Here is a 23,935-nt window from a genome sequence, read left to right on the forward strand (position 1 = left end):
CCGTAGGATGACAAGGAGTAAATTAAGAGAGCAGATGTTCCGTCTGTGTTTTTCCATTGATTTTCATGCAACAGAGGAGTTTGAAGCGCAGGCTGACCTGTACTTGGAAGAAAATGATTTTTTCAGGAACAAAGAAAAAGAGTACATCAAGAAAAGGACGCTTGACATGCTGTCCCGTCTTGGTGAGATCGACCAGAAGATCAATGAAAACAGCAAAGGATGGGATATTAAGAGGCTTGGAAAGGCAGAGCTTACGATCTTAAGAATTGCGGTTTATGAAATTATGTTTGATGAGGATATCCCCAACAAAGTTGCCATCAACGAAGCAGTGGAACTTTCTAAGACCTACTGCAATGAAAAAGCGGCATCCTTTGTCAATGGGATTTTAGGAAAGATTGGTTAGATGAACAAGGTATTTTCAGTTGCGCAGATCAATGCGTATATCAAAAGAATCTTTCAGAGCGATTATGCTCTGAATCGGATTTATATCAAGGGGGAAGTCTCCAACTGTAAGTATCATTCCTCGGGGCATATTTATTTTTCCCTGAAGGATGATAAAAGCCAGATCTCCTGTGTGATGTTTGCCAACCAGAGGATGAACGGGCTGGATTTTGATATGGAGAACGGGCAGACAGTCATTGTCTCAGGGAGCATCAGCGTGTTTGAGAGAAACGGTACTTATCAGCTCTATGCCAATGAGATTTCCCTGGACGGCATCGGAAGACTCTATGTAGAGTTTGAAAAGCTCAAGGAGAGACTGTATCAGGAGGGGCTATTCGATCACGAGAAGAAAAAGCCGATCCCAAGGAATCCCAAATCGGTAGGCATCGTCACGGCGAAGACAGGAGCAGCGATCCAGGATATCATCAGTGTGGCAAAGCGGAGAAATCCCTATGTGCAGCTTGTGCTGTATCCGGCTCAGGTACAGGGGGACGGTGCATCGGATACCATTGTAAAGGGAATCCAGACATTGGACCGTTACGGCGTGGATGTTATCATCATTGGCCGGGGCGGCGGGTCCATTGAGGATCTCTGGGCATTTAACGAAGAAAAGGTGGCCAGAGCCGTCTATGCGGCCAGAACACCGATCATTTCTGGTACAGGCCACGAGGTGGACACGACAATCGCAGATTATGCGGCAGATTTAAGAGCAGCCACTCCCACTGCGGCATGTGAGCTTGCGGTGCCGGATCTCAGGGAGACACTGGAAGCCATTGATGTTAGAAAGCGCAGGCTTTTTGCACAGATGCAGTATGTCACAGGCAATTACCGTCTCAAGGTAGAGAGATACCGAAGGAAGATGCATGGGTTTGATCCGAGGCTTAAGCTCCAGGAACAGAAGATGATCTTTGCGGAATTAGAAGAACGGCTTCATGGGCGGATGGATCACCTCAAGAAGGACTACCGCCACAGGCTTGAGATCTATATGGAACGGCTTCACGGAATGTCACCTACAGCGAAGCTGATCGGGGGATATGGATATCTGTCAGTGGGAGACAACGAGCCACTCACATCTGTGAAGGGGGTTAAGATCGGGGAGGAAGTGACGATCACCATTTCCGACGGGCAGCTCACCACAGAAGTCAGAGACATTAGAGATATTTAGATAACGGAGCACTTTTACAAATGAGACATGTAGAAGTGCTTTTTCTTTATAAAAATTTAAGTTGAATGAACGTCTGTTCTGAATTATAATAATAACAACTGAAAATAAGGAAAAGATAATTCACAGAAAATATGATATAATCTAAAAAATAGATGCAGAAAGGATATGAGGTACCACAGATATGGCTAAGGAGAAATTTCAGATAGATGAAGGATTTATACAGCTGGATGAGATCATCAAGCAGCTGGAGCAGGAGGACGTGAAGCTGTCTGACGCAGTAGCTCTATATACAAAGGGCGTGGAAGTGCTGAAGGAATGCAGGGATTCCTTGGACAAGGTGGAGAAGGAACTGATCATTTTAGAGCAGGATGGAGAACAGAATGGATCATTTTAAACAAGAGATGGCAAAGAGAACAGAACACATTGAGAGTGTGCTGGATATCTATCTTCCCAAACCGGAAGGACTGCAGAAGACAGTGCTTACGGCCATGAACACAACAGTCCGGGCAGGGGGGAAGAGACTCAGGCCTATGCTCATGGAGGAAACCTATAAGATGTTCGGCGGTACAGGCAGGGTCATAGAACCATTTATGGCGGCGATCGAGATGATCCATACCTATTCCCTGATCCATGATGATCTGCCGGCACTGGATAACGATGACTACCGCAGGGGACAGAAGACCTGCCATATCGTCTACGGGGAAGATATGGCGGTCCTGGCTGGAGATGCGCTGTTAAACTATGCTTTTGAGACCGCATCCGCAGCTTTTGATATGGAGGACGCAGATCTTTTAAGAACTGCAAAGGCCATCCAGATCCTGGCAAGGAAACCGGGCATTTATGGTATGATCGGCGGTCAGACAGCTGATGTGGAACTGGAGGGCAGAGAGCTATCATTAGATGAGATCATGTTTATCCACCACAATAAAACTTCTGCGCTGATCGAAGCGTGCCTGATGATTGGTGCAGTGCTTGCGGGTGCTTCTGATGAGCAGGTTCACCATATGGAACAGTGTGGAAGGAAGATCGGGCTGGCGTTTCAGATTCAGGATGATATTCTGGATATTACAGGGACAGAGGAAGAGATCGGCAAACCTGTGGGCAGTGATGAGAAGAATCACAAAACCACATATGTGACGTTAAAAGGTATTGAGCAGGCCAAACGAGATGTAGAGCTTATCTCTATGGAAGCGGTCTCTGTGCTTAAGGATTATGATGAGGCAGACGGTTATCTGACCGGTCTGGTGGAGTATCTGATCCACAGGACCTATTAAGCAAAAGGAAGACATTGAAGGAGTCAATATGTTAGAACAGATAAAGCATCCCAATGACATAAAGAGTATCAATCCGAAAGATTACAGACTTCTGGCCAAAGAGATCCGGAAGTTTTTGCTTTTGAATGTAAGCAGAACAGGAGGCCATCTGGCTTCCAATCTGGGAGCCGTGGAGCTTACAATGGCTCTGCATCTTACGATGGATTTTCCGAAAGACCAGCTGGTTTTTGACGTAGGGCACCAGTCCTATGTCCATAAGATTCTCACAGGCAGGATGGAAGGATTTAAAAGTCTGCGCCAGTACGGCGGCATGAGTGGTTTTCCAAAGCGCACGGAGAGTGACTGCGATGCGTTTCACAGCGGACACAGCTCTACATCCATAGGTGTTGCCCTGGGTCTTGCACAGGCCAGGGACCTGAAGGGAACGGATGAGACCATCGTGGCGGTTCTGGGTGACGGGGCTCTTTCCGGTGGTATGGCTTATGAGGCTCTTAATAACATGGCCAGACTCAGGGAAAAGAAACAAAAGCTCATCGTAGTACTCAATGACAATAAGATGTCCATATCGGAGAATGTAGGCGGAATGTCCGGCTACCTGAACCGGGTGCGGTCTAAAAAAGAATATGTAGATTTTAAAGGAAATATTGAAAAATCATTGATGCAGATTCCATTAGTGGGAGAACCCATTGCCAAAGGCCTAAAGAAATCCAAGGATTCCATCAAGCAGCTGTTTGTGCCGGGGATGATGTTTGAAGATATGGGGATTACTTATATCGGACCCATTGATGGGCACAATGTACCGCTTTTGGTGGAGACCTTTGAGCGCGCCAAGAAGCTGGATGAGCCAATCATTCTCCATGTAGTCACAAAAAAGGGAAAGGGATATAAGTTTGCAGAACAAGATCCTTCCCGTTTTCACGGAGTAAATCCCTTCAATGTTCGGACCGGGAAAGCGCTGAAAAGCGGGGGAGGTCTGTCCTATACAGATATTTTTTCCGAGACAGTCACCGCTCTTGCACAGGAAGATCCGGAGATTGTGGCTGTTACAGCGGCTATGCCGGAGGGGACAGGACTTTCAAAGTTCCGTGAGAGATTCCCGGAGCGTTTTTTTGACGTGGGTATTGCTGAGCAGCATGCCGTGGCATTCTGTGCAGGTATGGCAGCTAAAGGACTGAAGCCCGTGGCCGCTGTTTATTCCACATTTTTGCAGAGGGCATATGACCAGCTGCTGCATGATGTGGGCATCGGAAGGCTCAACATGCTGATCGGCGTGGACCGGTCCGGCCTGGTAGGAGCAGACGGTGAAACACATCAGGGTATCTTTGATGTGACTTATCTGTCTTCCATCCCAAATTTTACAGTGATGGCCCCGATCAACGGAAAAGAATTAAAAGAAATGGTCACCTGCGCTCTCAAAGAATTTGATGGACCCGTGGCTGTCAAATACTCCCGTGGCTCCGCATCCAATTTGTTTGAAGAGCAGTATACTCCGCTTAAAAAGGGGAAAGGATGTATCCTAAAGCAAGGCCTGGACATTGCACTGATTCCTCTCGGCAACATGATGGAGGAAGGAATTCTAGTATATGAAGAACTGATAAAGGACGGGTATACGCCTACACTGGTCAATCCAAGATTTGTAAAGCCTCTGGACGAGGAGTTAATTTGTTCTCTCATGGATAGACACCGTCTGATCGTAACGATGGAGGAGGGGGTCTTAAATGGAGGATTCGGGCAGCAGGTGACACAGATCCTCACCGAGCATGATTACAAAGGAAGGATCCGGAATATCGGTATTGATGACCGTTTTGTGGAGCACGGTTCCGTAGGTGAACTCAGAAAGATGCTGGGGCTTGACAGCGCGTCAATGACACATAAGATCAAAGAGTGGATTGGAGATAAAGCATGAAAGAACGATTAGATGTGCTTCTGGTAAAAAGAGGCCTTGCGGCGTCCAGAGAGAAGGCGAAGGCCATCATCATGTCAGGCGTAGTTTTTGTGGACGGCCAGAGAGAAGACAAGGCAGGCACTATGATTAAAGAGGAACTGCCCATTGAGATCAAAGGAAAAACACTAAAATACGTAAGCCGTGGAGGATTGAAGCTGGAAAAGGCAATGAACCAGTTCGGTATCCGCCTGGACGGCAGGGTGTGTATGGATGTGGGGGCATCCACCGGAGGATTTACCCACTGTATGCTTCTGAATGGGGCAAAGAAGGTCTATTCCGTGGATGTAGGGCACGGGCAGCTGGACTGGAGCCTGAGAAACGATGAGAGAGTCGTGTGTATGGAGCGTACCAATATGCGCTATGTAACTCTGGAGGATATTGATGAACCGGCACAGTTTGTTTCCATTGACGTTTCCTTTATCTCATTGACCAAGATCCTGCCGGCGGTTTACGGGATCCTGGAGACCGGAGGTGAAGTTACTGCCCTGATCAAACCTCAGTTCGAGGCCGGCAGGGAAAAGGTCGGAAAAAAGGGAGTGGTAAGGGATCCGGCGGTTCATGAGGAAGTCATTGAAAAGATCACAGAGTTTGCCAGCGGCAATGGCTTTGAACTCCTTCATCTGGATTATTCTCCGATCAAAGGGCCGGAGGGAAACATAGAGTACCTCCTTCATATGAGAAAGACGGAAGAAAAGCAGCATGAGAATGTCCTAAAAGGAAAGATACCGGAAGTGGTGGGGGCATCCCACGGTGACTTGGAGAAGGCAAAAGAGTAGAAGAAGGTAGACAATGAAGAATTTTTTGATTATGACCAATGAAGTGAAGGACCCCGGTTTTGCCGCATCGAACCGGATCAAGGAATATCTTGAGGCAAAGGGCGGGACGGCCGTCTTAAGAGAAGATTTTACGGAAGATACCCAGACTTACTCCAATATTCCCGATGATGCGGAATGCGTGATCATCTTGGGGGGAGACGGAACGATGCTGCATGCATCCCGGCTGATCGCACCTCATGACCTTCCAGTGGTGGGAGTCAATCTGGGTACCCTTGGTTTTCTGACAGAGATCGAAATGTCCCATCTCTCAGAAGGTCTTGACGATCTGCTCAATGACCGGTTTCATATCGAGGAGAGGATGATGCTGGAGGGATGTATTTTCCACAGGGATATTTCCTGTTACCGGCTTTCCGCCCTCAACGACATTGTGATCACCAGGAGCGGTTTTTCCAGGATTATTTCGTTTAAGATCATTGTCAACGGTGAGCTCTTGGATGTGTATGCTGCGGACGGTGTGATCATTTCCACACCTACCGGATCCACGGGATACAACCTCTCGGCCGGGGGACCCATAGTCAATCCGGAGGCGAATGTCATACTGATTACTCCGGTATGTCCGCATTCTTTGCAGGCAAAGAGTATTGTGCTGGGAGAATGGGATACCATTGAGATCCATATACAGAAGGTGCGCAAAACACAGCTTGAGGAGGCTCTGGTCACCTTTGACGGGCAGGTGGCAGAACGTCTGAACCCTGGCGATATCATAAAGATCAACAAGTCCCGGAAGGTGGCGAAGGTTGTCAAAGTACAAGAAAGAAGTTTTTATCATACACTCCGTGCGAAAGTTGGTGGAAAAGCATGAAAAAAAAGAGACAGCAGGCAATCATTGAACTGATCGCCAAAAGGCCTATCGAGACCCAGGAGGAACTGACGAACCGTCTGAATGAACAGGGCTTTAAAACGACCCAGGCGACGGTCTCCAGGGATATCAGAGAACTTGAGCTGACTAAAATCCCGCTTCCGGACGGAAGACAGGCATATGGGCTGCTGGCCGCCAGGGAAAAAGAAGTAGCAAAGTCCTACCAGCGGATTCTAAATGACGCTATTGTTTCTATGGAGACAGCGGGAAATCTTCTGGTCATTAAAACGGCGGCAGGTATGGCGATGGCCTGTGCCGCTGCTCTGGATGATTTGGATCTTCCAGGGCTTTTGGGATCCATCGCAGGGGATGACACAATTTTCTGTGCGGTCAGAGAGCAGGAAAAAGGCAGCGATATCATCGGAGAGATTCGTCTGATGATGGAAAGCACAAGTGATAAGTAGGTGAACTATGTTACAGAGTCTGCATGTTAAAAATTTAGCTTTAATTGATGAGATAGAGATTCATTTTGATGAGCATTTAAATATTCTGACCGGTGAGACAGGTGCGGGGAAGTCCATTATCATCGGCTCTATTGAGAGCGCTCTTGGGAAGAAGGTTTCCAGGGATATGATCAGGCCTGGGGAAAAAGAGGCCCTGATCGAACTCTTATTCTATACAGAGGATGATGATATCCTCAGGGATCTAAAAGAGAAAGATCTGCCTGCAGAAGACGGCATGATCCTGATCAAAAGGGTGATCTCAGAAAAACGCAGCGTCAACCGTATCAACGACTGTATGGTCACATTGAAAACACTTCAGGAGGTTTCAGAAAGGCTCATGAACCTTCACGGACAGCAGGAGCACCAGACACTTTTAAATGAAAAAAATCACAAATCGATTTTAGACCATTTTTTAAGCCAAAATGGGAAACAATATGTAAAAGATACAAAAACGTCTTTTGGACACCTTCAGAAGCTTCAGAAGCGCAAGAGTGAGTTTGCGGTAGATGAAGCCCAGAGACTCCGGGAGATGAGCTTTTTAAACCATGAGATTCAGGAAATTGAGGATGCGCATCTCGTTAAAAATGAAGATGAAGCTCTGGATGAGCACTATCAGAGGATGGTACACAGCCAGGAGATCATGGAAGGCATGAAAAGTGCTTATGAGTGTACTGGGAATGAAACAGAAGTGTCGGTGGGAACGCTGCTCTCCACAGCCTTAAAGGACCTTCAGGGTATTGTGAATCTGGATCCGGCACTTGGAGATTCCTATGAACAGCTTCTTCAGGCGGAAGACATCATCAATGGATTTAACCAGCAGGTTTCAGAATATATGTCATCCATGGAATTTGATGCCGAAGAGTTTGCCCGCACAGAGGAGAGGCTTAACCTGGTCAACAGCCTGAAGGACAAGTACGGCAGGACCATTGAGGATGTGTTAAGCTACCAGTATAAGGCTCAGGAGAAGCTTTTAACTTACGAACATTACGAGGAGGAAAAGGAGCTGCTCCTGAAACAGATCGCCCAGGCAGAAAAGGAGTTTTATGAAAAGGCCGGAAAACTGTCAAAAGAGCGCAGAAAGGCCGCAAAGATTTTGGAACAGCAGATTTTTAAGGCTCTCTCAGATCTCAATTTTCTCTCTGTTAAGTTCCAGATCAAGGTTTCACCTTCTGAGACGGCCAATGCTGACGGAGTAGATCAGGTAACTTTTTTGATCTCTACCAATCCGGGCCTTCCGGTGCGGCCTATGGCAGAAGTGGCATCCGGAGGTGAACTCTCTAGGATCATGCTGGCTGTCAAATCCGTTCTTGCGGATGTGGATCAGGTGGGAACGTTGATTTTTGACGAAATCGACACGGGGATCAGCGGAGAGACGGCAAATAAGGTTGCCAGGAAGATGGCAGTCATTGCGAAGGACCATCAGGTATTAGCCATTACCCATCTGCCGCAGATTGCGGCCATGGCAGACGCTCACTATTATATTGAGAAGTATGCCGATAAAACAAAGACCACCACCACCATACAAAGACTTTCCGAAGAGGATTCCCTGAGGGAATTAGGACGGATGATCAACGGCGATGATCTCACGGAAGCCGTTTTAAAAAACTCAAAAGAAATGAAAAGTTTAGCAAATGACGCAAAATTATACTGAGTGCTTTTCTTAGGTTTCAGACATAATAAAAAGGATGTATCGCATAAAAGCATACGTCCTTTTTTAAATCATTTATGATTTAATCTGTTTAGGAGGAAACCATGAGAAAATACTACTACCGCAAACTTCTCATTGCTCTGTTTGTCATAAACATCGTAGGAATCTGTGCCGTTTATTTCAAATACTGCAGAAATGTACTGCCCAATGCCATTGAGCTGACCATGGGAGAAAAAGCATGTCTAAAGTATGACGTGCCGGCGGTTGGGATGGTCAAGGATCAAAAGATCAAGCTAAACCAACCGTTTGTTCTGACGAAGGACTCCGTTGGACAGGATGAGATCAAAGCAAAGCTGTTTGGAACCATTCCGTTAAAAGACATTAAGGTGAATGTTGTCAAACAAAAAACACTGGTGCCCAGCGGAAAGATCGTAGGTATCTATGTGGAGACAAATGGGATCCTTGTATTGGAAACAGATATGATCACAGGCGTAGACGGAGGCAACCATACTCCGAGCGCAAATAAGCTGTATCAAGGTGATTATATTCTGTCAGTCAATGGATCAAAGGTTGAGACAAAGGTTGATTTTATGAAAAAAATCAATGAATGTAATGGTAAGGAAGTCACTCTGCAAGTGATCCGAAACCATAAAAAAACCAAGATCAAGGTGCAGCCTGTCCAGTCTGTCACCGACAGTCAATATAAGATCGGAGCCTGGGTCAGGGATAACACCCAGGGGATCGGAACTATGACCTACGTGGCAGGAAATGAGTTTGGAGGCCTGGGGCACGGGATCTGCGACATGGACACCGGAAAACTGATGGATATCAAAGGCGGATACCTGCTCACTCCGCAGATCGATACGATCCAGAAGGGAAAATCCGGCTCCCCGGGAGAGATTGTCGGAAGCATTTATTACAAGGAGGCGAACCTGCTGGGAACGATCCGCAAAAATACCAAATATGGAATTTACGGAACTACCCAGTCGGATAAAAAAGACAAAGCCTACCGTATCGGTTATAAGCAGTCAGTAAAGACTGGAAAAGCGCAGATCATAAGCTGTATCAGCGGTAAGAGGGAGACCTATGATATTGAGATCAAAAGTGTGGATCAATCCAACCATGATGTACTAAAGGGGATGGAGATTGAGATTACAGATCCAAAGCTGTTAAAACAGACCAATGGTATCGTTCAAGGTATGAGCGGAACTCCTATCATTCAGAACAACCACATTATAGGTGCTGTGACCCATGTCTTTGTGGACGATTCGACAAAAGGGTACGCAACCTTTATTGAAAATATGCTAAATTCCTCTAAATAAGATGATTTTGTTGTTATTTACAAAGAACTTGCGAAGGATAAGGGGTGTTTGTAAAGTTTGCAAAAATATATAATTATATTGTAAATAAAAACAGAATCGGAGGACTTAACATGAGCAAAATTAATGTGGCAATCGCGGATGATAATCAGAAAATGGTCAGTATGATGACTCAGCTTTTAAACTTAGATCAGGATATCGAGGTCATCGGAAGTGCAGGCAACGGTGAAGCAGCCGTGGAGATTATCAAAGAGAAAAAGCCGGACGTTGTTCTTCTGGACATTATCATGCCGAAGCTTGACGGAATTGGGGTATTGGAAAAGCTTCGTGATGAGCGACTGGAAAAACAGCCGACGGTGATTATGGTGACTGCCATGGGACAGGAGAGTGTTGCCGAGGAAGCAATGGAGCTGGGAGCATCTTACTTTATCTTGAAACCATTTGATTCGGAAATGGTAATCCGAAAAATAAAACAAGCAAAATTAGACAAAAAAGTACAGAAGCCTTTTGTCGCATTAAAGAACCAGGAAGGGCTAAATAAAAACCAGCTGGAAATCATTATCACAAATATTATCCATGAAATAGGTGTGCCGGCTCATATTAAGGGCTACCAATATTTAAGAGATTCCATTATGCTGGCCATCTACGACATGGATATTCTAAACTCAATAACCAAACAACTATATCCAACAATAGCGAAACAGTTTGGTACTACATCTAGTAGAGTGGAAAGAGCAATCCGCCACGCTATTGAGGTGGCCTGGGGCCGTGGAAAAATGGATACGATCGATGCTTTGTTTGGATATACGGTTCATGCGGGAAAAGGGAAACCGACAAATTCAGAATTTATTGCACTGATTGCTGATAAAATCAGACTTGAGTATGGAGATCGAATCGTGTCGCAAAAAATGTCTGAAAATGATGGAAGATAGTAAATATTGTTTGATTATGCGATTGACAAAGGGGAATATGCTTGATATATTTCTCTCTTAGAATGGTTAGATTTGGATGGAGGGGTATACATAATGTATGATAAACGGAAAATTTTGATAGCTGTCAGCAGTCAAAATGAGGCTAAGGAACTTTGCAGAGAAATGGAAAATGAAATGCAGGTAGTGGGAGTTGCCTATGACGGTGCCTCCGCAGTTAAGCTAATTAAGGAACAAGAGCCTGATGTAGTAGTGATTGATATCGTCCTCCCGGTTTTAGATGGACTGGGTGTGATTGAACAGTGCAACGGTACCATAGCCGATGACAAAATACCTTCTTTTATTGCAATAACCTCCATAGGAAACCAGAGACTGATCGAATGTATCAGCCTTATGGGTGTAGACTACTGCATGATGAAGCCGTTTCATACAAATGTGTTAATTGACAGGATCAATCAAATGATGAGAATGAAAAGGGTGAACAACAATTACCCAAAGACATTTGAGGTAAAAAGTGAACCCGCTCAAAAGACGTTTACGGAATATGATATTCAAAAAGATGTGACAAAGATCATCAGGGATCTTGGGATTCCTGCACATATAAAAGGCTATCAATATATCAGGGAAGGCATCATAATGGCGATCCATGATGTTAACATGATGAATTACATAACAAAACTATTATACCCAACCATAGCTCAAAAATATAAAACAACTTCCAGCAGTGTGGAAAGAGCCATCCGCCATGCCATCGAAGTGGCTTGGAGCAGAGGAAAGATCGAACTGCTGGAAGAAATGTTTGGATATACGATCAGTGCCGGCAAAGGAAAGCCGACAAATTCTGAATTCATAGCACTCATTGCGGATAAACTCAGACTGGAATATCATATGAATGCCTCTTGATTCAGTAGAAAACCGCCAGAATGCTATTTCGGTTACAATTCTTTGATGCCTGAAATATCAGGAATGCACATCATTGAATAATTAGTATGGTAAATGACAAATCCAGGCTTTGCTTTCGGCGGTTTTTTTAATTCTTTTCTCTGGATATAATCAATTTCCACTTTTGGAGCCTGACGGCCGCTGGAATAAAAAGCGGCAAGCCGGCCGGCTTCTTCAAAAGTAGCATCCGGCAGAGTATCCGCCTGTTCCTTTTTGACTATGACGTGTGATCCTGGCATATTTTTTGCATGGAACCACCAGTCTCCTCCGTTAGCAAACTTAAAGGTCAATTCATCGTTTTGATAATTATTTTTGCCTACGTACATATGAAAGCCGTCAGAAGATACAAAGTGGAGAGGTTTCGATTTGGCTGGTTTTTTTACCCCTTTTGAACCCCGTTTTTTCAAGTAGCCGTAATCTGAGAGTTCCTGCTTGATGGATGCAAGATCCTGTTCATTCTCTGCAAGGGTAAGAGAAGACGCAATCGATTCCAGATGCATCAAGTCATCCTTTGTCTCCACTGTAAGCTCGGAGAGAGCCTCAAAGGTCCTTTTCAGTTTGTTATATTTGGTAAAGTATTTCTGTGCATTCTCCTGAGGAGTTTTCGCAGGATCAAGAGGGATCGTGATTTCCTCGTTGGTGTAATAGTTCAGGCACGTGAGGGATTTGGATTCAGGCTCAAGCCCGTATCCATATGCCTGGATCAATTCTCCATATATTTTGTATTTATCTCTTTTTTCTGTATCGAGAAGCTGTTTTCTCTGCAGATCATATTTCTTGCTCGTACGTTCCATAGAAGTCTGGACGATTTTTCTCAGATCCGCAGACTTCTGTTTCATTCTTGTATACTTTTCTTTTTCTGAATAATAGCTGACTAAAACATCGCTAATGGAAGGAAATATCTTCACGTCATAAGATGTCTCATAGGATGTCATAGGAAAACAGGAAAATTCTTTTGGTTCTCCATTCTGATAAATAATATTTGGCACATATTCGTGCTTTTCCACAGCAAGAGCCAGTTTCTTAAGCTGAGCGTAAAGGTCAGAGCACTGATCTTGTGTCAGAGCATCTGTGGGCTGGTTTCCGTCCACTCCGGCGCGGTAACAGATCTCGTTTGCCAAAAATGAACTCATGCCTGTGATGGAAGAATAAAGAGCCTTCCCCATGGACACCGGTTTTGGTTTGATATCGCTGAGGAAATCCTCCAGAGTCAGAGACTCAATATCCTTTTTATGCTGCGTTGGAGGAGTACAGTACTCCATTCCCGGCAGAACTTCCCGCTTGGAACTCATATTGGCCCCCACGTGCCGGATGCTGTCTAGGATCATTCCGTCCTGTCCTACAAAGATTAAATTGCTGTGTTTGCCCATCAATTCAATGATCAATTTTTTTCGACATACATCGCCTAGTTCATCCAGATGTTCCACGGTGATCTCAATGATCCGCTCATAGCCCGGCTGTTCTACAGAAATGATCCGGCCATTGCTCAGATGCTTTCTCAAAAGCATACAGAAATTGGGGGCCTGGATGGGATTTTGTTTGCCCTGTCCTGACAGATACACGATCGGCAGGCTGGGACTAGCGGAGAGATGTAGCCTTAAAGTCTCACGGTTCTGTTTGATCACAAGGGTGATCTCATCAGCCTCAGGCTGGTATATCTTATAGATTCTTCCGTTTAAAATCTTTTCGTTTAATTCATTTACAATATTTGAAATGACAAATCCGTCAAATGCCATAGTTGCACCTCCATTTTTTAGACACTCGTATTATAGCACGTCGCACCTTGTTTTGGTTGATTTTTTGCTGGCAAAGCAGGTATAATGGAAAGGTAATTTGCAGAATATGGAGGACCGAGTCAATGATAGATGAACAAAACAAAACATGGTCAGACCGCAGGCATCTGATGTGGTGGCCGATTACCTTTACAAAATACAGGGTTGAGAACCAAAGATTATATACGGAGACGGGACTTTTGTCAACACATGAGGAGGAATGCCTGTTATACAGGATCATGGATGTATCCTATGAGAGGAGCTTCGGCAACCGCGTGTTCGGTACCGGTACTATCCGCCTTACGACCAAGGATGCCTCTACTCCGGTCATTGAACTCAAGAATATTGCGGATTCCAGAAGGGTCAAGGATCTGTTGAGCCAGTGGATCGAGGAGGAACGCATCGCCAAACGGGTGGTGGGACGTGACATGTACGGCGCAAGCAGCCACATGGATGATGATATGCCGGATAGAGATATGTAAAACAAATGCTGCCACTGTGGAGAGAAATTTCTGCGGTGGTTCTGTCATATATCAGCACTGAAAAGGTTGACAACTAAAGGATAGACTGGTATGATTACTAAAGTGTTTAATGTGGTAGCGAATTAGCGCTTTAATTTGTTAAAGTAAAGAAGGAGAAGAATTATGAATCAGAAGAGGGTCCATACGCCGGAAGGAGTAAGGGATATATACGGATTGGAATGCAAAAAGAGACTCAGGTTAAAGGACAAATTAAACCATGTATTTGGACTTTACGGCTATGAGAATATCATAACTCCGACTTTTGAATTTTTTGATATTTTTAACAGCGAGAAGGGAACAGTTTCTTCCAAAGAGATGTACAAATTTTTCGACCGGGAGGGGAACACCCTGGTACTTCGCCCGGATATCACGCCTTCTGTGGCGCGCTGTGTAGCAAAGTACTATGACAGTGAGGAGCGGAATCTGCGGTTTGCCTATACGGGAAATGTTTTCTTAAACAACTCCAGCTATCAGCTGAAGCTTAAGGAGACCTGCCAGATGGGCGCGGAGCTGATCAATGAGACATCCAGCCGCGGGGATGGGGAGATCATTGCTATGGCCTTGGATTGCTGCCTCAATGCTGGACTTAAGGACTTCCGCCTGACCATCGGACAGGTAGAGTATTTTCAGGGGCTTGTGGAGTGCATTGGGGATGAAGACGTGAAAGAACAGCTGAGAGAGCTGATTATCAACAAAAACTTCTTTGGGCTGATCGAATTTGTGGAGGGGCTTGACATTCCTCAAAATATAAAGGATGTGTTTGTCCAGTTCAATGAACTGAATGGTGATGTGGATATCCTTGATAAGGCTGACGCGCTTGTGTCCAACGAGACTTCAAAGAAAGCCATCCAGAAGCTGAGGAAGGTATACCGGATGCTGGAAATCTACGGACTGGAACAGTACATAAGCTTTGATCTGGGGATGCTCAGCCGCCATAATTACTACACCGGGGTGATTTTTAAAGCCTACACTTACGGAACGGGAGATGCGGTGTTAAAAGGCGGACGTTACGACAACCTGATCGAACAGTTTGGCAAAAAGGCACCGTCCGTTGGATTTGCCATTGTACTCGATAATCTGATGATGGCTATGGAGCGCCAGAAGATCGAAATGGAGGCTGATACCGCGGATATGCTGATCATCTATGAGGAAGATGCCATGGAAGCCGCCATTCCTGCTGCTGTGGGCTACAGGAAGGAAAACAAGACAGTCATATTGGAAAAACGGGACCGGGGCCTTGAAGAGTATCAGGCTATGGCTTTGGACCAGTCTATCGGATGTATTTTATATTATGAAACCAGGGATACCGTCAGGGATTTAACGAAAGGGCAGTAACATGAGATATATAACATTTGCACTGGCAAAAGGAAGACTTGCCAAGAAAACATTATCTTTGCTGGAACAGATAGGGATCACCTGCGAAGAGATGAAGGACGAAAAAACAAGAAAACTGATCTTTGTAAATGAGGAGCTGAAGCTTAAGTTTTTCCTTTCCAAAGCCAGTGATGTGCCGACTTATGTGGAATATGGCGCGGCTGATATCGGAGTGGTCGGAAAGGATACGATACTGGAGGAAGGCCGGAATCTTTATGAGGTACTGGACCTTGGATTCGGCAAATGCAAGATGTGCGTGTGCGGACCTAAGGACGCCAAAAAGTATTTAAACGGCAGCCAGCTGATCCGTGTGGCATCCAAATATCCGAATATCGCAAAAGAATATTTTTATAACAAAAAACTCCAGACCGTGGAGATTGTAAAACTCAACGGATCTGTGGAGCTTGCGCCGATCGTAGGCCTTTCAGAAGTCATTGTGGATATTGTGGAGACAGGATCTACTTTAAGGGAAAACGGGCTGGAAGTGTTGGAAGAGATCTGTCCGCTCTCTGCCAGGATGGTCGTGAACCAGGTGAGCCAGAGAATGGAGCAGGAGCGCATCAGTAAGATTGTCATTGAGTTGAAAAAGTTATTGGACGAGAAAAAACAGAGGTAAGGCTATGAGAACGGTAAAGATCAACAAAGATTCCATTGCAGACATTTTGAATGATCTGCTGAAAAGAAGCCCGAATCACTACGAGGGATATCAGGAACAGGTGGATGCTATTGTCAATGACGTAAAGGCAAGAGGCGATGAGGCGGTGTTTGAGTACACCGAGAAGTTCGACGGGACCAAGCTTACAGCTGACACGATCCTGGTCACGGAAGAGGAGATCAGAGAAGCTTATGACAAAGTGGATCCGTCTCTTTTAGCGGTTATAAGAAAGGCCATTGTCAATATCCGTGATTTCCACCAGAAGCAGAAACAGAACAGCTGGTTCGATACACAGGAAAACGGTATTCTGTTGGGACAGAAGGTGACGCCCCTTGCAACCTGCGGTGTCTATGTACCGGGAGGAAAAGCAGTTTATCCTTCCTCTGTCCTCATGAATATTGTTCCGGCCCATGTGGCAGGAGTAAAAGAGATCATCATGGTCACACCTCCGGGCAGAGACGGAAAAGTGAATCCGAATACCTTGGTTGCAGCAAAGGAAGCAGGGGCAGCGAAGGTATATAAAGTCGGAGGGGCCCAGGCTGTGGCGGCATTGGCTTTCGGAACCGCCTCCATCCCAAAGGTGGATAAGATCGTGGGACCGGGAAATATTTATGTGGCGCTGGCCAAAAAAGCGGTGTACGGCAACGTGAGCATCGACTCCATCGCAGGACCGAGCGAGATCCTGGTGCTGGCTGATGACAGCGCCAATCCGCGGTATGTGGCAGCGGATCTTTTATCCCAGGCAGAACATGACGAGATGGCCAGTGCCATCTTGGTGACTACAAGCGAAAAGCTTGCCAAGAAGGTTTCGAAAGAAGTGGATGGTTTCCTAAAACAGCTTTCCAGAACGGAGATCATGGAAAAATCCCTGGACTCCTTCGGCTATATTCTCATCGCCAAGGATCTAAAAGAGGCAGTGGATGTGGCAAATTCTATCGCATCGGAGCATTTAGAGATCATGACAGAAAACCCGTTTGATGTTATGACCAGAATCCAGAATGCGGGGGCAATCTTCATCGGGCAGTACAGCTGCGAACCGCTGGGAGATTATTTTGCTGGACCAAACCACGTACTTCCCACCAACGGAACTGCAAAATTCTTCTCTCCGCTGAGTGTGGATGATTTTATCAAAAAATCTAGTGTAATCTATTACTCCAGAGAAGCCCTGGAGCCGGTCCACACAGATATTGAAACATTTGCAGAACAGGAAGAGTTGACAGCTCATGCCAATTCTATTAAAGTGAGATTTGAAAACGATTAAGAGAAAGGAAGCAATATGAGCCGCAGTGCAGAAATTATCCGGAATACAAGTGAAACAAAGATCAGGCTGTCCATCGATCTGGACGGGCGAGGAGCCTCTGAGGTAGATACAGGCATCGGTTTTTTTGACCACATGCTCATCAGCTTTGCCAAGCACGGTTTTTTCGACCTGAAGGTAAAAGTGGATGGCGACCTGCATGTAGACAGCCACCACACTATAGAAGATACCGGAATTGTTCTCGGTGAGGCCATCAAGCAGGCAGCCGGCGACAAAAAAGGAATTAAAAGATACGGCTCCTTTGTCCTGCCGATGGATGAGACTCTTGTGCTGTGCGGTCTAGATCTGTCAGGACGACCTTACTTTGACACGGATCTTACCTTTACGGCAGACAGGGTCGGTGGATTTGATACTGAAATGGTACGGGAGTTTTTCTATGCCGTATCCTATGCCAGTGCCATGAATCTGCATATCAGGAAATTGGCCGGTACCAACAACCATCATTTGATGGAGGCGGCGTTCAAGGCATTCGCTAAGGCGTTGGATGAGGCATGCAGCATCGACCCGCGGATCACAGATGTGCTTTCCACGAAAGGGGCATTATAAATGGAAGAACAGATAAAAATTATCCCATGTATTTATGGGGAAGAACTTTCAAAGGCGGCAAAGGCTTACGACCATGCGGGGGCGGACGCTGTCAGCTATTATGACACAAAGATCACGGCGGAGACCGTAAAAGAGATCGCCAAGGACATAGATATTCCTCTGTATGCAGGGGGAGGCATAGAGGATCTGGAAGACGTAAAAAAGATCCTGTACGCAGGAGCTTCTAAGGTCTGCCTTGGAAAGAGTGTTCTCGTGGACAAAGAGATCGTAAAGAAGGCCAGTGACCGATTTGGAAAGGACCAAATCATCGTGTCCATAGATCTGGATACCCAAAAAGACGCAGCGGCATTTGCAAAAGAGATGGCAAGGCTCGGGGCAGGAGAACTGCTGCTGGTGACAGATAAGGGATATGATGGTTATGCAGAGCTGATTGGGCAGATCAAAGAGGTATCCGGGCTTCCAATCATGGTGAGTATTCCTGATGCTAAAGAAGCAGTCAGGGTATTAAAGCTTACCGGGGCTCATGACCTGGCGGTGGCGTCCGTAGATTCTTTTCCTGTCATGGAACTGAAGCATCAATGTAAAGCTGCTGGATTCGCAGTCAATACTTTTGAAAGTTCTATGAGCTTTGATGAATTTAAATTAAACAGTGATGGAATGCTAACGGTAGTTACCCAGGATTATAAGACCAATGAAGTGCTCATGGTTGCTTATATGACAAAGGAAGCGTATGAAAAAACTGTGGAGACCGGGGTCATGACCTATTACAGCCGCAGCAGGAACGAACTTTGGACGAAGGGAGATACCTCAGGACATTATCAGTACGTGAAGTCTTTGACTATTGACTGCGATAGAGATACCCTGTTAGCCAAGGTAGAGCAAGTGGGAAATGCCTGTCATACCGGAAATTATTCCTGCTTTTTCACGGATCTTGTGAAGAAGGAATACAAAGATGACAATCCGATGGAAGTATTCCAGTCTGTCTATGATGTGATCATGGACCGCAAGGAACATCCGAAGGAAGGCTCCTATACCAATTATTTGTTTGAAAAAGGAATTGATAAGATCCTTAAAAAGGTCGGTGAGGAAGCCACGGAGATCGTCATTGCGGCTAAAAATCCCGATGTGGAAGAAATGAAGTATGAAATATCTGATTTCTTATACCATCTGATGGTGCTTATGGCGGAACGGGGCATGACCTGGGACGAGGTGACCAAGGAATTAATTGAAAGAAAATAATTGTCATACGCTGTCCGATTTGATATAATTGCCACATGAGCAAACCAAAGAACTGTGGTTTGATAAAGGAGGCAGGACATGCACGCATATTTATCAGAGTTTATCACATATCTGATCAAGTTTATTTTTTTGCTTGCTGTATCGGTAGGCGGTGTTTTTTTCGGAAAGAAGCTGGCTGTCGGTAAGATGCAGAAGAAGTCGCAGAAAGCAAAGGAACAACAGGGACCGGATCAGCAATAGATGTGTAAGATAGAATGGAAAGCCTTCTGAATGTAACAGAAGGTTTTCTTTATTCCATAGGAAAGTTCTCCCTATGGAACAAAAAAGCCCTCCGGGCATGATGCGCACGATGTGCCAAGGAAGGCTGCTTTGCAGCCGCACATCGGCGCGCAAAGCGGAACAAGTCCCTCGTGATTGAGGGATTGAGGGAGTTGAAGCGGACTTGTCCGCTTTGTTCAATGTAATAAGTGTAATACTAATTTTAGGAGGATGGAAATTTGAAGGCATATGGAGTGAACGAATTGAGGAAGATGTTCCTTGATTTTTTTGAGAGCAAAGGGCATTTGGTGATGAAGAGTTTTTCTCTGGTTCCCAAAAACGATAAGAGCCTTCTGCTGATCAATGCAGGTATGGCACCGTTAAAGCCGTATTTTACCGGACAGGAAGTGCCGCCGAAGACCAGAGTCGCAACCTGTCAGAAATGTATCCGTACCGGAGATATCGAGAATGTAGGAAAGACTGCAAGACACGGTACCTTTTTTGAGATGCTCGGAAACTTTTCTTTCGGGGATTATTTTAAGACTGAGGCAATCCGCTGGTCATGGGAGTTCCTCACAGAAGTTGTAGGACTTGATCCAGACCGTCTGTATCCTTCTGTATATCTGGATGATGACGAGGCATTTGAGATCTGGGAAAAAGAAATTGGCATTGCCCCGGAGAGGATCTTCCGCTTTGGAAAAGAGGACAACTTCTGGGAGCATGGAGCAGGACCCTGCGGGCCATGTTCAGAGATCTACTATGACAGAGGAGAGAAGTACGGATGCGGAAGTCCGGACTGTACGGTAGGCTGCGAATGCGACCGCTACATGGAAGTGTGGAACAACGTATTTACTCAGTTTGAAAACGATGGAAACGGCAATTATGAAGAGCTGGAAAATAAAAATATTGATACTGGAATGGGTCTAGAGCGTCTGGCTGTTGTAGTCCAGGAAGTGGATTCAATCTTTGACGTGGACACAATCAAAGCGATCCGTGACAAGATCTGTGAACTGGCGGGTGCGACTTACGGTGCGGATGAAAAAAATGATATTTCCATCCGGGTCATCACAGACCATATCCGTTCTGCGTCATTTATGATCTCTGATGGGGTCATGCCATCCAACGAAGGGCGCGGATATGTGCTCCGCCGTCTGATCCGCCGTGCGGCAAGACATGGAAGAATGTTAGGCTTGAAGGATCTGTTTTTGGCGGGCTTAAGCAAAACTGTGATTGCGGAATCTAAAGACGGATATCCAGAACTAAAAGAAAAAGAAGAATTTATCTATAAGGTTCTCACAAAAGAGGAAGAACAGTTTAACCGTACTATCGACCAGGGACTCCAGATTCTTGCCGAGATGGAAGAAGACATGGAAAAGAAAGGGAAGAAGCAACTGGAAGGAAAGGATGCTTTTAAGCTCTATGACACATACGGATTCCCACTGGATCTGACAAAAGAGATCCTTGAGGAAAAAGGTGTCTCCGTAGATGAAGACGGATTCCAGGAAGCTATGGAACAGCAGAGAAAGCAGGCCAGGGCAGCAAGGGAGACGACAAACTATATGGGAGCCAGTGCTACGGTATACGAACAGCTGGATCCATCTATGACATCTGAGTTTGTAGGGTATGACACGCTGACCTGTGAGTCTGAGATCATTGCCATGACAACGGACAAGGAAGTGACGGATACTCTGGTGGAAGGCCAGAGGGGAACCATTATCTGCTCTAAGACACCGTTTTATGCTACCAGCGGTGGCCAGGAAGCGGACCAGGGTGTCATATTAAGCGAGAATTCCTCTTTTGCCGTAGAAGATGTCATAAAGCTTTCCGGAGGAAAGTTCGGGCATGTGGGTTATGTCAACGAAGGAAATTTAAGTGTCGGTGAAAAAGTTCTCTTAAATGTCAACGAAAGAAACCGGCGTCAGACAGAAAAGAACCACAGTGCAACCCATCTTTTGCAGAAGGCTCTGCGCACTGTCTTGGGAAGCCATGTGGAGCAGGCAGGTTCCAGTAACAATGCGAAGCATTTAAGATTCGACTTTACTCATTTCTCTCCGATGACACCGGAAGAGATTAAAAAGGTGGAGGATATCGTCAACGAAGAGATTGCCGCAAACCTGGCCGTGGATACAAAGCTGATGTCTATGGATGAGGCTAAAAATACAGGAGCTATGGCATTGTTTGGTGAAAAATACGGAGACGAAGTAAGGGTTGTCTCCATGGGAGACTTCTCAGTGGAACTTTGCGGAGGTACTCATGTACCTAATACAGGCGCGATCACTGCATTTAAGATTCTATCAGAGACCGGTGTGGCTGCAGGAGTCAGAAGGATTGAAGCGATTACAGACAAGGCAGTTTTTGAATATTATGAGAAAATGGAGCAGGAACTTTTAGAGGCTGCAAAGATCGTAAAAGCAGCTCCTGCAAAACTGATGTCACGTCTGGAAGCTTTGATGGCGGAACTGAAAGAACTGCACAGTGAGAACGAGTCTTTAAAGAGCAAGCTGGCAAAGGATGCACTTGGGGATGTTATGGATCAGGTGCAGGAAGTGAACGGAGTGAAGCTTCTGGCAGCAAAAGTGGCGGACGTGGATATGAACGGTCTGCGTGAACTGGGCGATTCCCTGAAAGACAAGCTTGGGGAAGGTGTGATCGTTCTGGCATCCTCCATGGGAGGAAAGGTGTTCCTTGTGGCTATGGCCACAGCCGGAGCCCAGAAAGCCGGAGCCCATGCGGGTAATCTGATCAAGGGCATCGCCGGATGTGTCGGCGGAGGCGGAGGCGGCCGTCCGAATATGGCGCAGGCAGGCGGAAAGAAGCCGGAAGGTATTGATGAGGCTATTGCTAAGGTGAAGGAAGAACTGGAAGGGCAACTTAGTAATTAAATAAAGAAATGAATTATTGAGAAAGATTCATAGACGAGCAGAATTATTGCTGTCTATGAATCTTTTTTCTCTAACATAAAATATATAGTTGATTATTTTATACTAATAGTTGACTTTATAAAAGATTAAATATTTAAATAATTAAAAAAGAAGTTGAATATATGTAGAGAAAGAGTTATAATTAAGAAAAATAACAATAAATTCCATAAATAAAAAATAAAGGTGGTGATAGTTTGAATGTTTTAATTCAATTTAATCATGTAGTTTGAGCAATATATGTTTAAGGGCAATACGAGGAGGTACGGGGATGAAAAAAACAAATTAATGTTAAGTACATTTTTGGGATTATGTTTGTTGGCAATAGTGCTATTTGGGATTAGTAATAGCAATATAAAGGCAAAAAAGCTTTCTAATAAACAACAAATAAAAAACATTGTAAACCATTATTTTACAGATTTTTATGATTCCTTAGTTACTTATAAGCTTCCGGCAAATACCGAAGATTATATTGAAAATAATGAGAACACTTATCTCTACAAAAAAATACTGGAATTTGATTCAAAAAGCAGTAAAAATATTGGTTCTGGTTTTCATGATTACAAATTGAAAACTAAATATAAGAAATTAAAAATTTTTAAGAACAAGGCAGAGGTTAAACTTTTATTGACAGTTGATTATCATTATAAGGAAGCAAAAGATATGGATTCTGCTTATTATAATATTAAATATGACTTTAAACTAAACAAAAAAGATGGAAAATGGAAGATTTATTTTATAGATACTAACAATGAGAATTATGAGTATTTTAAAAGTGAAGTTCAGCAAAGGAAAAAAGTATTAAAAAGAATCAAAACCAGAAGTAACGCAGATCCAGTACGTCAAAGTATCGACCAGACCTGCGAAGAAATGACAGATTCATCAGAAACGCAAAATGAAGAATTGAAGAATCTTACGGAGACTGTAGATGAAAATCGACAGACACCGGAATTTCGCTCTGTTTCCAAATCATATTCATGGAAAAACGGAATTGATTATGCGTTAACATATGCTGAAAAAAAGCGTATTTTCTATGTGGTCCCGAATGAAAATGACTGCACTAATTTTATTTCACAGTGTGTATGGGCAGGATACGGAGGATATGTGAAAGGGGACAAGAAAAAGACAAAAAGTAATATGAAAAATAAAGTTCGTATGGTATCGGGAGTTTGGCAAGGAGGAGAAGGCGGAGGAACTGGAAATTGGGAAAGTGTAAAATCGTTTTGGAGTTATGCTATCAAAGATAAAACCTATGGACCAAAAGGGAAAGGATATAACAATAATAAACTTGTAAGAACATTGACTAATATAAGCTTTGGAGATGTAATTCAAAGCAAAAACAATAAGACAAAAAATGATTACAAACATAGTGCATATGTGTCTTCAATTGAAAAACGGTTAACTTATGTTAGCCAACATAATAGAAGAAGGCGATCATTATCCAGTTGGATAAACTATAATGGAGGTCCAGGAAAGTGTTATATGCGAAGAATACACTTTTCAAGTGCTAAATTTAGTAAATAGATTTATGAA

General features: G+C 44.7%; 22 protein-coding genes. 21 read left to right on the forward strand and 1 reads right to left on the reverse strand.

The window, feature by feature from the left end; genetic code table 11:
* The first annotated feature begins 7 nt into the window (after positions 1-7).
* From nusB to spo0A (AR1Y2_RS07985), 12 genes are all read left to right on the forward strand, one after another.
* Complete coding sequence (gene nusB, locus AR1Y2_RS07930; protein WP_137330224.1) at positions 8-403, forward strand: transcription antitermination factor NusB; 396 nt, start codon at positions 8-10, stop codon at positions 401-403.
* On the forward strand, positions 404-1,606 hold the full coding sequence (xseA, locus tag AR1Y2_RS07935; protein WP_137328467.1) for an exodeoxyribonuclease VII large subunit: 1,203 nt from the start codon (positions 404-406) through the stop codon (positions 1,604-1,606).
* Between the two features lie 181 nt (positions 1,607-1,787).
* Positions 1,788-2,000, forward strand: coding sequence for an exodeoxyribonuclease VII small subunit (xseB, locus tag AR1Y2_RS07940; protein WP_137328468.1), 213 nt, complete (start codon positions 1,788-1,790; stop codon positions 1,998-2,000).
* Entirely contained in the window at positions 1,987-2,880 is an 894-nt protein-coding gene (locus AR1Y2_RS07945; protein ID WP_137328469.1) for a polyprenyl synthetase family protein, read from the forward strand. The genes xseB and AR1Y2_RS07945 overlap by 14 nt, the downstream gene beginning before the upstream one ends.
* A gap of 28 nt (positions 2,881-2,908) precedes the next feature.
* Positions 2,909-4,786, forward strand: a complete 1,878-nt coding sequence (gene dxs, locus AR1Y2_RS07950; protein ID WP_137328470.1) for a 1-deoxy-D-xylulose-5-phosphate synthase — start codon at positions 2,909-2,911, stop codon at positions 4,784-4,786.
* Entirely contained in the window at positions 4,783-5,601 is an 819-nt protein-coding gene (locus tag AR1Y2_RS07955; protein ID WP_137328471.1) for a TlyA family RNA methyltransferase, read from the forward strand. The genes dxs and AR1Y2_RS07955 overlap by 4 nt, the downstream gene beginning before the upstream one ends.
* Before the next feature lie 13 nt (positions 5,602-5,614).
* A complete protein-coding gene (locus AR1Y2_RS07960; RefSeq protein ID WP_137328472.1) occupies positions 5,615-6,463 on the forward strand; it encodes an NAD(+)/NADH kinase in 849 nt (282 codons plus the stop codon).
* The gene (gene argR / locus AR1Y2_RS07965) at positions 6,460-6,924 is read left to right on the forward strand and encodes an arginine repressor (RefSeq protein WP_137328473.1); all 465 of its coding nucleotides are present in this window, start codon (positions 6,460-6,462) and stop codon (positions 6,922-6,924) included. Before AR1Y2_RS07960 ends, argR begins: the two co-directional genes overlap by 4 nt.
* A 7-nt stretch (positions 6,925-6,931) precedes the next feature.
* Positions 6,932-8,614, forward strand: a complete 1,683-nt coding sequence (recN, locus tag AR1Y2_RS07970) for a DNA repair protein RecN (RefSeq protein WP_137328474.1) — start codon at positions 6,932-6,934, stop codon at positions 8,612-8,614.
* Positions 8,615-8,715: 101 nt separating this feature from the next.
* A complete protein-coding gene (gene spoIVB / locus AR1Y2_RS07975; protein WP_137328475.1) occupies positions 8,716-9,933 on the forward strand; it encodes a SpoIVB peptidase in 1,218 nt (405 codons plus the stop codon).
* Positions 9,934-10,043: 110 nt separating this feature from the next.
* Entirely contained in the window at positions 10,044-10,862 is an 819-nt protein-coding gene (spo0A, locus tag AR1Y2_RS07980) for a sporulation transcription factor Spo0A (RefSeq protein WP_175403614.1), read from the forward strand.
* 93 nt (positions 10,863-10,955) lie between these two features.
* The gene (spo0A, locus tag AR1Y2_RS07985; RefSeq protein WP_137328477.1) at positions 10,956-11,762 is read left to right on the forward strand and encodes a sporulation transcription factor Spo0A; all 807 of its coding nucleotides are present in this window, start codon (positions 10,956-10,958) and stop codon (positions 11,760-11,762) included.
* Between the two features lie 32 nt (positions 11,763-11,794).
* On the opposite strand, the gene AR1Y2_RS07990 is transcribed toward spo0A (AR1Y2_RS07985), so the two are convergent.
* Positions 11,795-13,537 carry an Rqc2 family fibronectin-binding protein gene (locus tag AR1Y2_RS07990; RefSeq protein WP_137328478.1) on the reverse strand — a complete coding sequence of 581 codons (1,743 nt, stop codon included), beginning with the start codon at positions 13,535-13,537 and terminating at the stop codon, positions 11,795-11,797.
* Between the two features lie 122 nt (positions 13,538-13,659).
* Here AR1Y2_RS07990 and AR1Y2_RS07995 point away from each other — a divergent pair, with 122 nt between their 5' ends.
* From AR1Y2_RS07995 to AR1Y2_RS08030, 9 genes are all read left to right on the forward strand, one after another.
* Positions 13,660-14,055, forward strand: coding sequence for a PH domain-containing protein (locus AR1Y2_RS07995; RefSeq protein WP_137328479.1), 396 nt, complete (start codon positions 13,660-13,662; stop codon positions 14,053-14,055).
* A 162-nt stretch (positions 14,056-14,217) separates the two neighbouring features.
* Complete coding sequence (gene hisZ, locus AR1Y2_RS08000) at positions 14,218-15,429, forward strand: ATP phosphoribosyltransferase regulatory subunit (RefSeq protein ID WP_137328480.1); 1,212 nt, start codon at positions 14,218-14,220, stop codon at positions 15,427-15,429.
* A gap of 1 nt (position 15,430) precedes the next feature.
* The gene (gene hisG / locus AR1Y2_RS08005; RefSeq protein ID WP_137328481.1) at positions 15,431-16,084 is read left to right on the forward strand and encodes an ATP phosphoribosyltransferase; all 654 of its coding nucleotides are present in this window, start codon (positions 15,431-15,433) and stop codon (positions 16,082-16,084) included.
* Positions 16,085-16,088: 4 nt separating this feature from the next.
* Positions 16,089-17,384 carry a histidinol dehydrogenase gene (hisD, locus tag AR1Y2_RS08010; protein ID WP_137328482.1) on the forward strand — a complete coding sequence of 432 codons (1,296 nt, stop codon included), beginning with the start codon at positions 16,089-16,091 and terminating at the stop codon, positions 17,382-17,384.
* A 15-nt stretch (positions 17,385-17,399) separates the two neighbouring features.
* Entirely contained in the window at positions 17,400-17,987 is a 588-nt protein-coding gene (gene hisB, locus AR1Y2_RS08015; protein WP_137328483.1) for an imidazoleglycerol-phosphate dehydratase HisB, read from the forward strand.
* Positions 17,988-19,226: a bifunctional phosphoribosyl-AMP cyclohydrolase/phosphoribosyl-ATP diphosphatase HisIE gene (gene hisIE / locus AR1Y2_RS08020; RefSeq protein WP_137328484.1), complete on the forward strand. Its 1,239-nt coding sequence runs from the start codon at positions 17,988-17,990 to the stop codon at positions 19,224-19,226.
* Positions 19,227-19,304: 78 nt separating this feature from the next.
* Positions 19,305-19,466, forward strand: coding sequence for a hypothetical protein (locus AR1Y2_RS17785; RefSeq protein WP_175403615.1), 162 nt, complete (start codon positions 19,305-19,307; stop codon positions 19,464-19,466).
* A gap of 257 nt (positions 19,467-19,723) precedes the next feature.
* On the forward strand, positions 19,724-22,366 hold the full coding sequence (gene alaS / locus AR1Y2_RS08025; RefSeq protein WP_137328485.1) for an alanine--tRNA ligase: 2,643 nt from the start codon (positions 19,724-19,726) through the stop codon (positions 22,364-22,366).
* Between the two features lie 324 nt (positions 22,367-22,690).
* Entirely contained in the window at positions 22,691-23,926 is a 1,236-nt protein-coding gene (locus AR1Y2_RS08030) for an amidase domain-containing protein (protein ID WP_175403616.1), read from the forward strand.
* Positions 23,927-23,935: the final 9 nt, after the last annotated feature.

It is taken from the genome of Anaerostipes rhamnosivorans (assembly GCF_005280655.1).
In the GTDB taxonomy this organism is placed as follows: domain Bacteria; phylum Bacillota; class Clostridia; order Lachnospirales; family Lachnospiraceae; genus Anaerostipes; species Anaerostipes rhamnosivorans.

What these genes read in the sequence shown, in the direction of transcription:
- hisB (WP_137328483.1), top strand. Translation starts at nt 17,400, where the DNA reads ATGAGCCGCAGTGCAGAAATTATCCGGAATACAAGTGAAACAAAGATC.
- hisD (WP_137328482.1), top strand. Translation starts at nt 16,089, where the DNA reads ATGAGAACGGTAAAGATCAACAAAGATTCCATTGCAGACATTTTGAAT.
- spo0A (WP_137328477.1), top strand. Translation starts at nt 10,956, where the DNA reads ATGTATGATAAACGGAAAATTTTGATAGCTGTCAGCAGTCAAAATGAG.
- AR1Y2_RS08030 (WP_175403616.1), top strand. Translation starts at nt 22,691, where the DNA reads ATGTTAAGTACATTTTTGGGATTATGTTTGTTGGCAATAGTGCTATTT.
- AR1Y2_RS07960 (WP_137328472.1), top strand. Translation starts at nt 5,615, where the DNA reads ATGAAGAATTTTTTGATTATGACCAATGAAGTGAAGGACCCCGGTTTT.
- argR (WP_137328473.1), top strand. Translation starts at nt 6,460, where the DNA reads ATGAAAAAAAAGAGACAGCAGGCAATCATTGAACTGATCGCCAAAAGG.
- hisIE (WP_137328484.1), top strand. Translation starts at nt 17,988, where the DNA reads ATGGAAGAACAGATAAAAATTATCCCATGTATTTATGGGGAAGAACTT.
- xseB (WP_137328468.1), top strand. Translation starts at nt 1,788, where the DNA reads ATGGCTAAGGAGAAATTTCAGATAGATGAAGGATTTATACAGCTGGAT.
- AR1Y2_RS07945 (WP_137328469.1), top strand. Translation starts at nt 1,987, where the DNA reads ATGGATCATTTTAAACAAGAGATGGCAAAGAGAACAGAACACATTGAG.
- recN (WP_137328474.1), top strand. Translation starts at nt 6,932, where the DNA reads ATGTTACAGAGTCTGCATGTTAAAAATTTAGCTTTAATTGATGAGATA.
- spo0A (WP_175403614.1), top strand. Translation starts at nt 10,044, where the DNA reads ATGAGCAAAATTAATGTGGCAATCGCGGATGATAATCAGAAAATGGTC.
- hisZ (WP_137328480.1), top strand. Translation starts at nt 14,218, where the DNA reads ATGAATCAGAAGAGGGTCCATACGCCGGAAGGAGTAAGGGATATATAC.
- spoIVB (WP_137328475.1), top strand. Translation starts at nt 8,716, where the DNA reads ATGAGAAAATACTACTACCGCAAACTTCTCATTGCTCTGTTTGTCATA.
- hisG (WP_137328481.1), top strand. Translation starts at nt 15,431, where the DNA reads ATGAGATATATAACATTTGCACTGGCAAAAGGAAGACTTGCCAAGAAA.
- nusB (WP_137330224.1), top strand. Translation starts at nt 8, where the DNA reads ATGACAAGGAGTAAATTAAGAGAGCAGATGTTCCGTCTGTGTTTTTCC.
- AR1Y2_RS07990 (WP_137328478.1), bottom strand. Translation starts at nt 13,537, where the DNA reads ATGGCATTTGACGGATTTGTCATTTCAAATATTGTAAATGAATTAAAC.
- xseA (WP_137328467.1), top strand. Translation starts at nt 404, where the DNA reads ATGAACAAGGTATTTTCAGTTGCGCAGATCAATGCGTATATCAAAAGA.
- dxs (WP_137328470.1), top strand. Translation starts at nt 2,909, where the DNA reads ATGTTAGAACAGATAAAGCATCCCAATGACATAAAGAGTATCAATCCG.
- AR1Y2_RS07995 (WP_137328479.1), top strand. Translation starts at nt 13,660, where the DNA reads ATGATAGATGAACAAAACAAAACATGGTCAGACCGCAGGCATCTGATG.
- AR1Y2_RS17785 (WP_175403615.1), top strand. Translation starts at nt 19,305, where the DNA reads ATGCACGCATATTTATCAGAGTTTATCACATATCTGATCAAGTTTATT.
- AR1Y2_RS07955 (WP_137328471.1), top strand. Translation starts at nt 4,783, where the DNA reads ATGAAAGAACGATTAGATGTGCTTCTGGTAAAAAGAGGCCTTGCGGCG.